This window comes from Paenibacillus sp. 22594, assembly GCF_052044425.1.
Classification (GTDB): Bacteria; Bacillota; Bacilli; order Paenibacillales; family Paenibacillaceae; genus Paenibacillus_AQ.
The window spans coordinates 199,887-216,703 of the sequence record NZ_JBQENA010000002.1 but is presented as its reverse complement, the minus strand read 5'-3'; the positions used below and the strand labels follow the sequence as shown (position 1 = coordinate 216,703).

Here is a 16,817-nt window from a genome sequence, read left to right as displayed (position 1 = left end):
ATTCGCCTAATAGTGAACATAGCGATACGATATCGTGTTTCGTACAGTTAATAATTAGTCCAATTCAACCAGCGCCTTAATTACCTTCGATTCAGGCCTCAGCCAGTTCTCGAACTGGCCGATCATGTCCACAAACGCACTGCGGTGGGTAATGTAACTATCAACATCAATGTAACCTTCCTTGATGGCATCTAGCACGCGCTCAAAGTCCTCCCGAGTGGCATTTCTGCTGCCCTGCACCGTCATTTCGCGCGCATGAAAATCGGGATCATTAAAGGTAATCATACCTTTCACCAAGCCAACATAGGTCAAGGTTCCCCCATGGGCTACAAACCCAAACGCACTTTCCATGGATGAGATGTTGCCGGTGGAATCAATGGTATAAGGCAGGAAGTTGCCATCAGTAAGCTTGGACAACTGCTCCTTCGGCTCCCGTAGTGCGCTCACCGTATGCTCAACCTGCGCCCATTCTCTGCAAAAGTCCAAACGTTCGTCGTTTACATCCATACCTATCACCTTCGCACCGGCGTATCTGGCCATCGCCATCACTCCTAGACCGATCGGACCGGCACCGATAACCAGGACTTGATCGCCAGCGCCAACACCCGAGCGGCGGACGGCATGCGCACCGATTGCCAACGGCTCCAGCATCGCCGCCTGATCCAGCGTCAGTCCTTCCGTTTTCAATAGGTTGTGTGCAGGCAAGGCCACCCGCTCCCGCATTCCTCCGTCCAAATGAACGCCGAACACCCTCATTTTCTGACAGCAGTTGGTTTTGCCGCTCAGGCAGGACCGGCACTCGCCGCAATGAAGATATGGAATGACACTGACCTGATCGCCGACCCGCAGCCCTTCCGGGTTGTCGCCGATTTGCTCAATCGTTCCAGACAGCTCATGCCCAAGCACGCGCGGGTAGGTGAAATAAGGCTGATTGCCCCGATATGCATGCAGATCGGTTCCGCAAATGCCGATTCGGCGGATCCTTACAATCGCTTCGCCGGCCTGAAGCTCCGGCTCCGGCAGATCATCCCTATACACGAATTTTCCGATTTCCTCGCAGATAATTCCCTTCATTATAACCGCTCCCCGTTCTGGTCTGGTCCTTCGTTCCACTCCGGCCGGCCGCTCGGCCATGTTGCCCCATCAATCGGCTTCAGAATTTCCAGCACTTCCTCCAGCAATTGTTCGTTCATCGGCTCTTCCGTCCACAAAATATTGTTGCTTATATTGGCCGGTGTCGCCGTGCTTACCAATGTTGTCGGAATCTGTTCATTGGCTGTAGAGAACTGGACAGCCAGCTTCGCAATGTCCTCTCCCTTGTCCCGGCAATATTCGGCAGCGCGCTTACAAGCAGCCTGGATGTCCCCGCTCGCCGGATGCCAGTCAGGCACCTTGCGGCTACTCAGCAGGCCCATGGAAATAGGCGATGCATTCATCAGTCCGGTTCCCTGCCGCTCCAGTAATGGAAGAAGGCGAAGCAGCGTGGTATCGTTCAGGGAATAATGGCAATACGACAGGATCACATCCAGAGTTGTACGAGACAAAACCGTTTCGAAGATATTCAAGGGCAGGCCGGTCACGCCATAGAAACGGATCTTCCCCGATTGCTTCAATTCCTCCAGAGCCGGGATCCCTTCTTCCATTACCTGCTCTATCGAACCGAATTCGATGTCGTGCAGCAGCAAAATATCCAGATAGTCCGTTCCCAGCCGGCGCATGCTTTCTTCCGCGCTGCGGATTACCCTTTCCTTGGAGAAATCAAATTCATCCTGACCGTAACGTCCTGCCTTCGTACTAATAATGTATCTATCCCGCGGAACCGTCTGTAGCGCCTCTCCCAGCACCGTCTCCGCTTTCATCAAACCGTAATACGGAGAGACGTCAATCAGATTAATCCCCATGTCGATTGCGGTATGAACCGTGCGGATTCCCTCTTCCTTCGGAACCTCCCGAAATACGCTTCCAAGCGAAGACGCCCCGAAACTTAACACGGATACGTCCAATCCCGTATTTCCCAGCTTTCTGTATTTCATCGCGTTGAACCTCCAATATATTGTGAATTTAACTTGTAAAACCTCGCCGCATTCGCTCCAAAGATTGGCTCCATCTCTTGCAGTGACAACCGACCCTGCAACGCTAGCCGCAATACGCCCATGACTTCATCATAGGTTGCAGCCATGAGGCACACGGGCCAATCGCTGCCGAACATTAGCCTTTCGGGTCCAAAGAGGTCCAGCGCCCCATGAACATAGGCAGTGAAATCCTCTTGCGTCCAGCCCTGGGGATCAGCCTCCGTCACCATCCCGGAAAGCTTGCAGTAAATGCCAGGATGCTGCGCAATTTCCGCCATATGGCTTCTCCACGGCTCTAAGCTGCCCGAAGCAATCGGCGGTTTCGCCAAATGGTCGATCACGCCTCTCAGTCCGGGAACCCGTTCCAACAGCTCTATAAGCTGCGGAAGCTGATCAGCCAGAACAAGCAGGTCGACGGGAAGGTCCTCTTCCGCAAAGTATGAAAGCGCTTCTACATAAGGGGTAGATAAAAGAATGCCGGGATCATCCATCTCCTGTATCATCACGCGAATTCCGGTGAATTTCGGGTGCTCGCAGAACCGCCGGTATTGCGCTTTGAATGACGGGTTCTCAAGGTCCAGCCAACCGATCACACCAGCTATGGAGTCGGTTTTTTCGCTTAATCCAAGAATATATTCGGTCTCCTCCACCGTAGGCGCAGCCTGTACCACTATCGTGCGGCTGATCCCGTGTTTTTGCAAATGCGGTTCAAGATCGGAGGGCTGATAATCCCGGAAAAGCACCGGAATTTCGGGTGTAATCCATCCGTAATCGTCCCTGTCTATCTTCCAAAAATGCTGATGAGCATCAATACGCATCATTCCACCTCCATTTCATCTTATTTTAGCATCCGATAAAAGAATAAAAATAGCCTAAACAAACAAATTTATACCTTATTTTGATATGATGGCTGTAAGAATCTATAGTTCAACAAAGGAGGCAGTGCAATGAAACCGATCCGCAAGATTTTTGACAACGAGTTGCCGTTTTCTCTGCTTCTGGACTACAAGGAAACGAAAAGCCCGCAGCGCGAGCTCCCGGACCATCAGCATCACTGGTATGAGTTCGTATACGTCTACCGGGGAAAAGGGACTTTTTTTATCGATCAGACGTTTTACGAGATGCGCCAGGGTGACGTCATCGTCGTTCCGGGAAATACGGTACACCGGGGATTTCCCGACAAAGAGGAGCCGGTAACGTCCTCCGCCGTTTTTTTCAGCCCCTACCTTGTGAATAACAACACATTCAGCGAAACATATGCCTATCTGAAGCTTTTTGACGCAGCCAAGAAGAACAAGCAGTACAAATATACCCTGCCTCCTGAACATGCCCAAATCGTAGAAAGAGATATCGATGCTATCCATGATGAATGGGACCAAAGACGTCCGGACGGCGGCCATGCTATGGCGCTGCTGCTCCATCTCGCGCTGCTTCACTTAAACCGGTACTGCTTGCCGCAGGCCGCCGAGCTTGGTCCCACGAACGCATTGGTCCCGGATTGGTTCCGAGATGCGCTCGCCTATATCAATGACCATCTGGACCGGCCGCTGGAGCTTAGCGCGCTGGCGAAACGGGCGGCCGTATCCCCGGCCCATTTCAGCCGTGTCTTCAAACAGAGGCTGGGTATGAATGCGACTGATTATATTTCAACCAAACGGATTTTTGCGGCCAAGGATGGCTTGCTCCAGTCCAACGACAAAATTGAGCAGATTGCCATGGCCTGCGGCTTTGAGAGCATGCCCCATTTTTACCGTACGTTTAAAAAATATACGAACATGACTCCCGCCGCTTACCGGAAAGGCAGCAGGCCACACTGAGGCACTCATTGTTCTTTATTCACCGCTTCAGATCTTCTTCCCTGACAGCTATAGGTTCACCATGATAAGTAACGATGCACCTTCCGGCATTCCCGGTGATCTCTACCGCAAATTGTCTGACCGCCGGCATACCGGCATAGCTTCCGCTGCGCTTCCCGATTGTTAGGGTACGGTCCGCTTCGCTCCACTTCATCTCAATCGTGGCGTACGAACCGTTCTCGTAATTATAGTTATCCCCTTCATCTTCATACAGTGTGAATGAAGCATCCAGGCCAGAATATACCTTTAAGCCAATCATTGCTTCCGGCTGTTCATCCGCATATTGAACATCCGGGCCAACCGGAACAATGGACCCGGCACGGACAAAGAGAGGAAGCGTCTCCAAATCGGCTGTCGCTTCAATCGTCAAGCCGCCCTTGATCCGTTCGTCGCTCCAGTAATCGTACCATTCTCCGTCTGGCAGGTAGATACTGCGCAGCTTGCCGACCCCGTGAAGCTCCCGGGAGCCGGGACCATAATACATTGCAGTTGTGACGGGTGCAACCAGGAAAGCCGGGCCGAACATGAACTGATCATCAATATCATGGACCCGCACATCTTCCCGGTAATCGAAAGCCAGCGCACGCAACATCGTATATTTGCGATGTGCGACGGCCCCTGCCATAGAATAGATATATGGCATCAGCTTGTAGCGGAGCTTCAGATACTTCACCAGCGTATCGTACATCAGCTCGCCCTCTTCGCCGAATCGCCACAACTCTCTTGGCGTATCTGTTCCATGGGAACGGAACATGGGCAGAAAGGCCCCAAGTTGGAACCAGCGTACATACAGCTCACGATACCCGAAATCGGCAACCCCTTCGTCATAATCCCCGTTCCAGAACCATTGCTCTTTGTGATTACGCACGAAGAAAGCGCCGATATCCAGTGTCCAGTAAGGGGAACCCGTTACGCAAAAATTAAGGCCGTCTGCAATCTGCTTCCTCAGCGTCTCCCAGTTGGCCGCTATATCTCCCGACCAAGTAATCGTGCCATAACGATGCTGCCCGGCAAAAGCGGAACGCGTCAGATTCACGACCCGTTTGCCTGTGTCCGCCGCACGCTGACCTTCATAGATGCCCTTGGAATGCTGCAGCGAATAGGCATTGATAAACCCCGGATCGAGATAACGCTTGGATTCGGCCGTGTTAATGAGCATGCGCTGCTCGGGCTCCGGCTTCACTGCTCCTTTCCAGTCGCCCTCGAACGGCTCGGTGCAGTCGCACCACCAGGCGTCAATCCCATGGGAGAACAGTCCGGTATCGGCTTGCTTCCAGTACAACTCTCGCGCTTCCTCCCGGAAAGCGTCATATGTGGCCTGATTGCCGAGCAGGAAGCCGTGTTCGCTCATTTCCTGGTGATTATCGCCGCCGGCTCCCATAATCGGCCATATAGATACCATTAGCTTTGCATTCATTGCATGTAAGCTGTGCATCATTTCCGAAGGGTCAGGAAACCGTTCGGGATCAAACGTCTTTTGTCCCCACAAATTGCCCGTCCACGACTGCCAATCCAGAACGATGCAATCGAGGGGAAGCGAGCGGTCACGGTACTCCTGTACTGTGGCAATCAATTCCTCCTGGGAAATGTACCGTTCCTTGGACTGCACATACCCGTAAGACCACTTCGGAAGCATTGGCGCTTCCCCCGTCAAATGCCGAATTCCGCCAATGATCTGATCGAACTCCGGGCCGTAAATCACATAATAATCCATTTCCTCATCCACATCCGTCCAGAGATATGAACCGAAAGCATCATCATGAAATGTCATGTACGAATAGGAGTCTACCAGAATCCCGTAACCGCGAGTGGATACAAGCACCGGAACAACCGCTTTCATATTTTGCTGATACAAATACTGATGCTGGCCCCGAAGATTCATCATTCCCTCTTCATGTGAGCCAAGTCCATACAGGGCCTCGCCCTCCTGCCATTCGAATTCCAGCTTCGTATGATAGGCTTGTCTGTCGAGCCTGCGGTTTATCCCTTCCGCTCTTGCACGCAGGCCATCCGCCCCTTGATCGGTTTCAACCTTATCGGCCGAATCATCGAAGACCGTATGGTATACCTCCGTTCGCACCAGCGTTTTGCCGCCTCTTACCGGTTCTTTTGTCAGCAGCTTGCCATTTGCATCCCAATAACTGAATGCGCAGGTTAACTTGTCCACCTGTATTGCAAGGAGCGCTGTCGAAATTTCCAAATGGCCGGGGTGGTCCGCAACCGTCCATAGAACGCCCTCCGCCTCTGGGCGGCTCACTACTACAAGACTCTGTTTCCCGCTTAATTCCGAATCCAGGGTATAACGAATTCTGGCTATGCCCGGAGTACAAAAGGAGATATGCATGATTCCTTCTGTAGTCTCCAACCTGACCCCATCCGAACCGGAATCTACATGCTTCAGTTTCACAGTGTATCCCTACCCTTCCTCATGATTTTGCTATAGTATAATGATATTATTGTTGATAACCGGATATCTAACATATATTTGCGAAATATTGACACAATATTGCGATTTGGGGAGGCATTATGTACGAGCACCGTTACCGGGAGGTCAAGCTGCACGGCCAGCCCGAATTTCCGATTCATATCTACCAAGTGGAGCATTCTGCCAGCGTTCATTCCATCCTTCCTGTGCATTGGCATAATGAGATAGAATTAATCTATTTGGCAAAAGGTATGGCTACCTTTCATATCGAAAACCGGGAGTTTGCCATTCAGAAGGGAGAGTGCCTGATCGTTCATCCTGGAGAACTCCATTCGGGGATTGGCACTGCCTCTGACGGCACTTGTTATTATTCTATCGTGTTCAGATTATCTTGGCTGTCTTCCCCGCAATCGGACCGGGTTCAGGAATTATTCTTTGAACCCATCCTGCAGGGAACTGCCAGGCTGCCTGCCCTGTTATCTGCTGCAGACGAAATCCACTCTAAATTGCTCGTTGTCATACGGGAGCTTCTGAGCCGCTATGAGCGCCAATCCACCGCTTATGAAATGAGCTTGAAGGGTCTCCTTCTGCAGTTCATTGCAGATGTTTACCAGTACGGCCTGATAGAGAGCAGCAATGAGTCAGGAAGCCTTCACGGACGAGAATACAACCGGCAGATCAAGCAAGTACTGTCTTATATGGACACACATTCAAGCGAGAAGCTGGAGCTGGATCAGCTTGCTTCCGTTGTGTCGCTTAGCCGCTCCCATTTCTGTACTTTTTTCAAAACGCTGACTGGAATGCGGCCGATGGAATATTTGAACTATATCCGCATCAACAAAGCGGCCAGTCTACTCCGCAGCGGATCGTACAATGTATTGGAAGCCGCACTGGAGTCAGGCTATCAGCATGTCAGCTACTTTTCTAAATGCTTCAAATTTTATATGAATATGACGCCTTCGGACTATAAGACCCGTTATTCTACCGGTATTTAGCCATGGCATATACTATGCCTATGCACTGACTTCCGGGCGCATCATCAACAAGAAAGCAGCACCAGAGATCCCCGGTTGCTGCTTTCTTGTTCCATGCGTATTCAGATTTCACTCCCGGTTATTCCAAAGTAAATGAAGCCAGACTGGCGCCTCCATTGCCGGTATACGTCAAATACAGTGCTTGTACACCGTCGGGAATGGCCACTTCCGCTGTGTATTCCTTCCAGACATTCGTAAAACCTACCGGTATCCGTCCCAGTGCCGGTCCGTCCCATGACGTCTTCACTTCAAACTCGCCCTGGCAATACCCGCGCACCATGATTTTGACCCGGTTGACTCCCTCGCACGCGAAATATTTAAATCCGGCGGTAGCCGAATCCGTCATATTGGCAATATAGCCGATTTCCTCGTCACCATCTCTGCCATCCTGGGTAATCTTCGGAAACCGGCTGTCCATCCATGCTCCCATACGGCCGAAGCCTCCGGTGTACATTTCCTCATCTTTACAGAATAAATGGCAGGCCAGATATGCCGGATATTCCCCCCGGCCTTCAAGCGGCCCTCCGTTCGGGCCGCAGGATGTAATTTCCACCTGCGGAATGGTGCCATCCGGGCGGAATTCTATCCTCTCGATACAGCCCTGCCGGCTGAACGCAGTCCCGTTAGTGTGCCGATGATAAAAAATGTACCATTCCCCGTTAATTTGGGCGATGCTGCCGTGGTTATTGCCGCCATAATACATCGGCTTGCCGGCCGGCTTGTACGTATCGATATGAAGATCGCAATTGCTTACAATGACCCCCTGGTACTTGAAGTCCTTGGTCGGATGCTTGCTGGTCGCATAGCACAGCTCATGCATGGAGATCGAGGAATAGATAAGGTAGTAGGTATCTCCCCTTTTGCGGATGGAAGGTGCTTCAAAGAACTCGTAACCTTCGAATCCGCTCCCCTTGCTATATGGCTGGCTCGGCGCAACAAATACAGGCTCTTCGACAATCGTGAGCATATCCGGGCCAAGCACCGTTGCCATTGCGCCATGTCTGGATCGGTCTCCATACCCGCAGAATCCGGTGTACAGGTAGGTGTTCTCTCCTTCGGTAAGTACGCCGGGGTCAAACTGCGGCTCGTCGCCTTCCCGCTCTCCAAGGCGTGTTCCATCTGCATATCTGACATAGCCGTAGAACTCATACTTGCCGCCCGGCTTGTCGCAGACAGCCACCGAAACAACGGGAACCTTGTCCAGCACATAGTAGAGATAATACCGACCGTCCGGCCCCACGGTGACATCGGGAGCATACAGGCACATGCTGCCTTCAGGATTTAACGGGTCATCCGTAGTCCGGTAGATAACGCCGTCATACCGCCAATCGGCCAGATTGTCCTCCGGTGCCGACCAACAGGTATAGTCGTTCAAGCAAAAAGCGTGTCCGTTAAAACGGTCATGCGAGCCATACACATATACTCTGCCTTCAAAAACATACGGCTCGCCGTCAGGGATATATTCCCAAGACGGGAGGTACGGATTGAATCCTTGTTTTTTTGCCATTGTAATCTCACCCTTGTCATTTAATAATGAAGTCTGTTTATGCGTGCACAATCACTTGCATGGAGCAACCGGCATAGTCCGGGTGCACATCTCTTTCTTTAGCCACATCCAATACCGGTACGCCCTGGCGGTTAAAATGGACTCTGTGCATAGCGGAGCATCTCGTGCCATGCTTCACCAGTTGCTCTTCTCCGTGGTACAGCATCAGTACGTTGCCATCATAATCTCTAAAAAAAGAATTGTGGCCCGGCCCATATATGCCTTCAGTCGAATAATAAGACAATGCAGGCGTGCTGGCCTTGGTCCAGGCGTTGATGTCCAAATAATTACTTCCCTGCGGAATGCTTAAAAGCCCCACCGCATAGGTGTAACCCGTCGCGGCCCCGCCGGAGTAGGCGATATACACCATGTCCTTCGTAATAAGCGGGTACGGGCCCTCATTGTTGATAGTCCCCTGAATATTCTCCCAGCCGAACAGCGGACGCGAGAGGAGCACCGGTTCGCTGGTCAATACCGTGGGGTTATCTTCATTTACCGTTGCGATATACAACATGGAGCCGGTGTCAAGCGGCGTTCCGATTCCCTTACGGTAGGACCAGACCAGACATGAAGTACCGTCTGCCTTGAAGTAAGTCATATCCAGCGTGATGCCTTCCTTTGCCAAATAGGCTCCATCCGCCCGCTTCACACGGACCGGCGTACTCCAATCCGCTGCCTTCAGGATGTCACCGCCCGTGTTCAGCTTCATCATGTGGCACTGCGGACCCCATACTGTGCCGCCTACAGCGAACAAAATATATAAATCCCCGCCGATGACATGAAATTCAGGAGCCCAGAATGTCTGGATGAAGTTTTGCTCCTCATTCAGATCAAGAATGACGGCCTCCTTATAACCTGGAGCGAATAAACCGCTTAACGTGTCCGCCTCGCGGACATAGATGCCAATATCATTTGCATTGTCATTGGTCGCCAAAAAATAATATTTGCTGTGCCATGGTAGAACAACCGGGTCGGCATAGCCGCTTGCCAAGGGGAATGTTAACTCATGCGTGACCACCTTGCCTTGCACAGAATACGTTCCAGGCGCGGCAAAATCAATGCCTTCACTGTCCCACATTACCCGCTTGTCTGCGGTAGAGCCATCGGAATAAACCGCCGTGGCTTTTACCACTTTCAATTCGTCTGCGGATGTGACACTGACACTCTCCGGCACGCGGATTCCAATGTTATGTACCGGTGTCCATGAAGCCTGCACCGAGCGGCCGATGCGGCTGTCTACCGAGATTGCATTTCCCGGATTCGTTCCGGGCAGCGGCTTGCCGGGCCGGTCTACCATGTAGGCTTCCGCTGGTTCAGGTAGTGAAATACGGTCCGGTTTCATCAGGTCAGACAACCGGCTCAAATAAAAGTTCCCTCCGTTGTCCTGCCAGCGAATTTCATATTCTTCACCCGATCCGCTAAGTCCACAAACGGCTTCTTTGACGAACACCTCACTGTGCAGCTGAACCAAACCATGATGATGAAAGGTAACCAGATCCGGGGATGTCCACAGAAGAATATGCCCTCTGCTTTCTTCGTCATCATTTCCGAGTGCATCCACTCTTACCGCGACAATGCCGAAAGAGCCGTCTGATGTACGGAACAAATAGGGGTTTTTAAGTCCTTTTTCATGAATCACGCTGTTCTCATCGACGGTTGCCAAAGCGAATAGTATGCCGTAGTTCCGGTTCAATGCTTGAAATTCGTTATGATCATCCGTGCAGGCAAAATGAACGCTGTTGCTGAGAGACTCGGTGTAATCCTGGTTCGCTTTGCGTGTATAGACTGTAAGCTTCATATGATTTTGCACCCTATAACCATCACCTTTATCTTTTTTGGGCTTCACGGTTTGTCCCTTACAGTATAGTGAAGCGCCTTGACCGAAGTCCATGACATATAGCCACTTAACATTGATCTATTCTTAGATGTTCCCAAAATGATTTGCGGAGCGGAAAACCAGGGCCGAATCGTCTATAAATTTTAAGGAAAACGCTTTAGTTTCTATACCTCCGGTTATGGTATGCTTTGAAAAAATCATATTCAATGGAGGATTGTTATGAGAAACCTGTTCAAAGAGAACGGAGTGCCGGAAGAGGCCATCCGGCAAAGACTTGACGACACCTGGAACGAATTGTTCTACGGCGCGCCCGATGTCCGAATCTACCATCCAATGGGTGACGATAAGGGATATATCGTGGATACCGGCAATACAGATGTGCGGACAGAGGGCATGTCCTATGGAATGATGATGGCTGTTCAGTTGGACAAGAAGGAAGAGTTCGACCGGCTGTGGAAATTTGCCAAGGTCTATATGCAGCATACAGAAGGCCGTTACAAGGATTATTTTGCCTGGCACTGTAAACTGGACGGAACACGGCTGTCACCCGGTCCGGCGCCGGACGGAGAAGAATTTTTCGCCATGGCGCTGTTCTTTGCAGGAAGTCGCTGGGGGGATGGCGCCGAACCGTTCAACTATTCCGAGCAGGCAAGAATTATTCTCCGAGCTTGTGTTCATAAAGGGGAAGACGGGGAAGGCGATCCGATGTGGGACCCGGAGACCAAGCTGATCAAGTTTATTCCTGAAACCCCTTTCAGCGATCCCTCCTATCATCTGCCGCATTTCTATGAATTATTTGCTCTGCAGGCGGATGAGCAGGACAGAGCTTTTTGGAAAGAAGCCGCATCCAGGAGCAGAGCCTATTTACAAAAGGCATGTCATCCGGTTACCGGTCTTTCCCCCGAATATGCGAACTATGACGGAACTCCGGCTGAACCCCAGCCGCATGGAGACTTCCGCCACTTCTTCAGTGATTCTTACCGGGTGGCGGCCAACATCGGGCTTGATTATGAATGGTTCCGCAATGACCCTTGGCAGGTGGGCCAATCCAACCGGATTCAGGCCTTTTTCCGGGACATTGAAGTAGCCGATTACCGGCGCTACACCATTGACGGCCAACCTTTTGAGGAGCCATCCCTGCACCCGATCGGCCTTCTGTCAACGCTGGCCATGGCCTCGCTCGCTGCCGATGGACCGGATGCCGGACATTACGTCAAGCTGTTCTGGAATACTCCACTACGCACCGGTGACCGCCGTTATTACGACAACTGCCTATACTTCTTCAGCTTGCTGGCCCTAAGCGGAAATTACCGTATCTATTCATAATTAAAAAGAAATCGCCCTTGGATATCATGGAAGCACCACTTTCCATCTCCAAAGGAGCGATTTCTTTTTTTGCATGATCTCCTGCAACAGCAAGTAGCTTGGCGGATTCGTATTTCTTCGATATACCCTGACAGGTTGATGCCCCTTTCCCTTTCCTGCTTGAACAGACGTGACAAATAGGAGGGGTTGAAGTGGATTAAGACAGGAGTATGAGTGCAATGGTGAAATATAGCTCCGTGAGGTAAGGACTGCCCCTATCCGATGCATGACCTGCAGGCTCGACCCTCTCTTTAAAAAGCCTAAAAAACTCATTTTTTCTTCCCGCCTCCAAATGAGCGGTCAACGTCTCGGACTTGTCGCGAAAAGACCGGTCACGGACGGAGTCAGGCATCAAGGCCTCCGCCAACAGCACCTTTTGCAATTCAAGCCAATATGTATTGATAACGCTCACATTTTTACTTCACTTCTCCCGTATTGACACAAACGGGGACCACGCTTCACTCACGCATCTCCGGCAAGTCCGGCCCGCCGGCTGCGCCGTCATCATCGGCATTTCCTTCCGCTTCATCCTCATCTCGGTAGGAGCCCGGCGTAATGCCAGTATACTTTTTGAACACCTTGGCAAAATAATGCTTATTTTCGAAACCGACCTTCTTTCCGATGGCGTTCACGGATAGCTGGCGCTGCGACCTGAGCAGCTTCTGCGCTTCCTTGATGCGGAATGCGTTCAAATAACTGACAAACGTGTCGCCCGTCACTTTCTTGAACAGACTGCTGATGTAGTTCGGATGAAGTTTCATCAACTCGGCAAGATGGTCCAGTGACAGATCGTTCATATAATGGGTTTTGGTATAAGCCAGAATGCGTTTGGCATGCCCTGAGCACTCCGAATCGGCTTCGGAGGGAAGCTCCTGTTCAACATGCGCCAGCAGAGCGGCAATCTCATTCTTGTCAATCGGCTTCAGCAGATAATCCACGACTCCTGTGCGGAGCGCTTTCCTTACATATTCGAATTCATCATAGCCCGTCAGGATAATAAAGCGGTCACACAGCCCACTCTCCCTGGCAGCGTCGATCAGCTCGAATCCATTTTTCTCCGGCATATGAAGATCCGTAACCGTCACATCCGGCATGTATTCTTTCATGAGATCCAGTGCCTCAAAAGCGTTGTTCGCCTTGAATACCTCTGTCCCGAGCGGAGCCGCTTCACCGATAATCTTGACCAGTCCGTTAAGGATCAGCGGCTCATCGTCTACAATCAATACTCTCATATCCGGCCTGTCCCTCCTGTTGTGATGATGATAGTCAGGCATGTTCCACGGTCCGGTCCGCTGTCAATGACCAGTTGCGAGGAACCGCCGTAGAACGATTTGATCCGTTCGCTGACATTGAACAGACCCACGCCTCCCATGTTCTCCGCGACGTCTCTGCCGCCGCCCCTTGCCAACCGGGAGCGAATTGCCGCCAGCTTGTCCTCCGGAATGCCTGTTCCGTTGTCTGTAATGGAGATAATGATTTCGTCTCCAGATTCCCGGACTTGGAGCTTAATATGGACGGGCCGAAGGATGGTAGATGCTCCATGAACGATGCTGTTCTCGACCAGAGGCTGGAGCATGAATCTTGGACAGACAAGCCGTTCCGCATCCATGGAGACATCGACCTCGTAGGTCAGTCTATCCTGGAGCCGCATCTTGTGAATATTCAAATAGAAGATAACCGTTTCGATTTCCCTGGCCAGAACGGTCCGGTCCCCTTCCGAGGACAGGCTATAACGCATCAGCTTGCCGAACCAGAACGAAATATCCGCTACCTCCTTGTCATTATTAGACTCAGCCAGCATCCGGATCGTCTCAAGGGTGTTGTAGAGAAAGTGCGGCTTGATCTGGGCCTGAAGCACTTTATATGCCGCTTCTTTATTCCGCAGCTCGGAGCGGTGAACGTTGTTGATCAGCTCGTCCATGCGCTGGATCATCGAATTGTAGGTCGAGGTCAGAAATCCGATTTCGTCCTGGTGGTTCGGCTTGTCGTGCTTGCTGATAAACTGCTTCATATTGTCATCGTCCAGATTTCGCATGTGCCTTGCAAGGAGCAGAATGCGTTTGGTAATCGTAGATGCGAGCGCATAATAAACAAATGACAAAGCCGTCAGAAGTGCGATGATGGTAAAGACCAGGATAATCTCCTTGCGCTTGATTGTGCGAAACACAGTGTCAACCTTACCGGTCACGACAACCCGGGCGTCCAATTCCTCAATATACAACTGGTTCACAATGGTTTTATTGTTGATGAAATAGGGCCGGGTATCATTTGAACCAAGCAGCTTCCAGGTTGCCTTGTCAATGCCTGCGGGGGCGCCTTCCGCAGACGCAGGCACCCCCTGCTCGGGAAGCAGGAAGGCTTGCCAATTGTCTCTCCCCCCAGCCGCCTCGTACAATTTCCGGATTAACCCGCTACCGATGTGCAGCTCAAGAAGTCCAATTTTCTCGGTAAAGTTAGAGTTGTAAATGTTCTGATAGAACATAAGCGAAGGCACAGCCGCCCCCGGATCGGCCATCCTCCATATTCCTTGACCGGGCTTCAGCGTACGCGCGACCTCCTTGCCCCGCGAATCCAAAGCTGAGATATCCAGAAACCGGTCAGTAATCGGAAGCACCCGCTGTTTGGTTTTATAAATCCGAAAGCTTTCAATTTCCGGATTAATAAACAGCGATTGAGTGATAACCGGACTGATATAACGGTTATAGGTGTAAATGCTGTACGAATCGGATTCATACACTCCGTCCAGATAATCCGTGACATACGGGTTATATTGCAGCATACGCTGGATAGAGTCGATTCGGGTCAGATCCATCTTCATATTGGCCTGTGCCTGCTCCAGTATTTTCTGACGGCTTTGGACGAATTGATTGGTCAGGTTGCCGTAGATTTGTGAATAATAGTAGTAACCGAATATGACAACTGGAATAAAAATCAGGATGACATATCCCAAAGTGATCTTACGAACAATGCTCAAGGTGACGAATCCTCCTGAATCCCGGATTGATTACTTCTAAACGTACCATGAACAAGCAAAATCCGGTAGAGGCATGGCGCCTCTACCGGTTGTCCTTGGTTTGCTTACTTGAACAAATCCTTCTTTTTCTCATAGACTGTGTTGGCCCAATTTACCAGCTTCTGCAGCCCCATATCCTCTGCGTTCTTAACCATACTGTTGTAATTCGCCACGGCTTCCTCTTCAGAGTTCGCAAGGTAAATTTTCACCTTCTCGTTTTTGACCATCTCGTCAATCTTGGTCTTAATCGTCTTCTCCTCAGAATCGGGCTGTGCCTGGATTAAGCCGATTTGCGGCTTATAAACAGTGATGGCTTTTGTTTCGATCAAGGCCTTTGTCTTCTGTAAGCCGGGAACATAGGACAGCATGCCTTCCGTAACCCCGTCGTTGTACAGGTACCACCACTTGATGCCGTTGCTGTTAACGAAATCCGCATCAGAAGGGTTGTATTTCAGATCCGGATGCCCTTCATTGTTCCAGGTCCAATGCTCCCCTTCGACGCCGAACATTGTCAACTTCTTGCCCTCATCGCTTGCCAGATATTGAAGAAATTTGATTGAGGCTTCCGGGTCTTTATTTTTCTTGGTGATGAACGTTCCCGCAAATCCAAGCCCCGAACTTACAACCTTTGCATCTTTCGACAAGGCGCTAGGCAGCATTTTGAACGTGAATGAGCCGCTTCCACTGCTTTTGATTTTTATGTTGTCCGTATCGGCTGTGGCAACCGTATGGCTGTGGGCAAACGCTTTTCCGTTGGTCGCATACTGGTCATCAATCTGATCGTTCGCCAACGCGAAATTTTCTGCCAGAATGTATCCGTTGCGGTACAGGCTATTCATAAACTTGAAGAACTCCAGCATTTTGGGTTGTCTAATGGAATAGTCGACTTTTCCATTCTCTTCATACCAGCCATCCAGGAGAACGCCTGTGCCGAACTGTTGGAGGAAATATTGCTCCAGCCAGTCTTTGTCCATGATGAGCGGCACCATATCCGGGTATTTCTTCTTGACCATACCCAGCACTTTCACAAAATCATCCAGCGAGTTGATCGGTGGATTGCCCAGCTCTTTCAGGATATCTTCCCGCACAGCAATCCCCGGATGGCCGTCGCTGCCGATCGAAAATTTGTTCTTCGCCATTTCCTCCTGAGTGGCGAAGGAATTTCGAATCGTGTAGAAGTTGCCGTCGTCCATAGTATGGATCGCAATTCTCGTCTTGTCGATCTTGAAATCCGGCGCATATTTCTCGATCAGCTCATTCCATGGATAGGACAGCTTCGAATCCGACAGCCGGTCTATATTCGAATAGGTGAAAACAAGGTCCGGGAGGTCGCCGGAAGCGATCATAAGCGGAAGCTGCTTGTCATCCGTAGCGACGGTAACCTTCAACTTCACACCTGTTTTCTCCGTGATTTTATCTGCAACGGGTCCTTTCCATTCTTTCACCGGATACCAGGGAGCGTCGATGAACAGCGATAATTCCTTCACTTCGCCACTGCCCGAATTGCCCGTGCCGGCTTTGTCTCCCTGAGTTGCATTGTTCGTTTTGCTGCCCTGGCCTTCGTTCCCGCCGCCGTTGCCACAAGCGGATAAGAGCGAAATCATCATGATGGCCGCCAATAAGGCCGTAAGCATTTTGTAGCTTCTGATTTTTTTCAAGCTAACTCCCC

General features: G+C 50.9%; 12 protein-coding genes. 3 read left to right on the top strand and 9 right to left on the bottom strand.

The window, feature by feature from the left end; genetic code table 11:
- Window positions 1–54: 54 nt before the first annotated feature.
- From ACTJKB_RS07775 to ACTJKB_RS07765, 3 genes are read right to left on the bottom strand one after another with little or no spacing between them, the layout of a single operon-like run.
- Window positions 55–1,074 (bottom strand): zinc-binding alcohol dehydrogenase family protein, encoded by a 1,020-nt coding sequence (locus ACTJKB_RS07775; protein ID WP_440833016.1) that lies wholly within the window; start codon window positions 1,072–1,074, stop codon window positions 55–57.
- Window positions 1,074–2,033, bottom strand: coding sequence for an aldo/keto reductase (locus ACTJKB_RS07770; protein WP_440833015.1), 960 nt, complete (start codon window positions 2,031–2,033; stop codon window positions 1,074–1,076). Before ACTJKB_RS07770 ends, ACTJKB_RS07775 begins: the two co-directional genes overlap by 1 nt.
- A complete protein-coding gene (locus tag ACTJKB_RS07765) occupies window positions 2,030–2,890 on the bottom strand; it encodes an amidohydrolase family protein (RefSeq protein ID WP_440833013.1) in 861 nt (286 codons plus the stop codon). Before ACTJKB_RS07765 ends, ACTJKB_RS07770 begins: the two co-directional genes overlap by 4 nt.
- 129 nt (window positions 2,891–3,019) lie before the next feature.
- Between ACTJKB_RS07765 and ACTJKB_RS07760 the strand changes: the two genes are divergently transcribed.
- Window positions 3,020–3,889 carry a helix-turn-helix domain-containing protein gene (locus ACTJKB_RS07760; RefSeq protein ID WP_440833012.1) on the top strand — a complete coding sequence of 290 codons (870 nt, stop codon included), beginning with the start codon at window positions 3,020–3,022 and terminating at the stop codon, window positions 3,887–3,889.
- A gap of 19 nt (window positions 3,890–3,908) precedes the next feature.
- Here ACTJKB_RS07760 and ACTJKB_RS07755 read toward each other — a convergent pair whose 3' ends face one another.
- Window positions 3,909–6,335 carry a glycoside hydrolase family 31 protein gene (locus tag ACTJKB_RS07755; protein WP_440833010.1) on the bottom strand — a complete coding sequence of 809 codons (2,427 nt, stop codon included), beginning with the start codon at window positions 6,333–6,335 and terminating at the stop codon, window positions 3,909–3,911.
- A gap of 119 nt (window positions 6,336–6,454) precedes the next feature.
- Here ACTJKB_RS07755 and ACTJKB_RS07750 point away from each other — a divergent pair, with 119 nt between their 5' ends.
- Window positions 6,455–7,348: an AraC family transcriptional regulator gene (locus tag ACTJKB_RS07750; protein WP_440833009.1), complete on the top strand. Its 894-nt coding sequence runs from the start codon at window positions 6,455–6,457 to the stop codon at window positions 7,346–7,348.
- Window positions 7,349–7,466: 118 nt separating this feature from the next.
- Here the strand turns inward: ACTJKB_RS07750 and ACTJKB_RS07745 are convergent, their stop codons facing one another.
- Both ACTJKB_RS07745 and ACTJKB_RS07740 read right to left on the bottom strand, forming a co-directional pair.
- Window positions 7,467–8,894, bottom strand: coding sequence for a family 43 glycosylhydrolase (locus ACTJKB_RS07745; protein WP_440833007.1), 1,428 nt, complete (start codon window positions 8,892–8,894; stop codon window positions 7,467–7,469).
- Between the two features lie 37 nt (window positions 8,895–8,931).
- The gene (locus ACTJKB_RS07740; protein ID WP_440833006.1) at window positions 8,932–10,731 is read right to left on the bottom strand and encodes a family 43 glycosylhydrolase; all 1,800 of its coding nucleotides are present in this window, start codon (window positions 10,729–10,731) and stop codon (window positions 8,932–8,934) included.
- Between the two features lie 258 nt (window positions 10,732–10,989).
- Between ACTJKB_RS07740 and ACTJKB_RS07735 the strand changes: the two genes are divergently transcribed.
- Window positions 10,990–12,096: a glycosyl hydrolase family 8 gene (locus ACTJKB_RS07735; protein WP_440833004.1), complete on the top strand. Its 1,107-nt coding sequence runs from the start codon at window positions 10,990–10,992 to the stop codon at window positions 12,094–12,096.
- A 497-nt stretch (window positions 12,097–12,593) separates the two neighbouring features.
- On the opposite strand, the gene ACTJKB_RS07730 is transcribed toward ACTJKB_RS07735, so the two are convergent.
- The 3 genes from ACTJKB_RS07730 to ACTJKB_RS07720 all read right to left on the bottom strand — a co-directional run bounded on the left by ACTJKB_RS07730 (window position 12,594) and on the right by ACTJKB_RS07720 (window position 16,806).
- Complete coding sequence (locus ACTJKB_RS07730; protein WP_440833003.1) at window positions 12,594–13,367, bottom strand: response regulator transcription factor; 774 nt, start codon at window positions 13,365–13,367, stop codon at window positions 12,594–12,596.
- Entirely contained in the window at window positions 13,364–15,109 is a 1,746-nt protein-coding gene (locus ACTJKB_RS07725) for a sensor histidine kinase (RefSeq protein WP_440833002.1), read from the bottom strand. Before ACTJKB_RS07725 ends, ACTJKB_RS07730 begins: the two co-directional genes overlap by 4 nt.
- 104 nt (window positions 15,110–15,213) lie before the next feature.
- Window positions 15,214–16,806: an extracellular solute-binding protein gene (locus ACTJKB_RS07720; RefSeq protein WP_440833001.1), complete on the bottom strand. Its 1,593-nt coding sequence runs from the start codon at window positions 16,804–16,806 to the stop codon at window positions 15,214–15,216.
- Window positions 16,807–16,817: the final 11 nt, after the last annotated feature.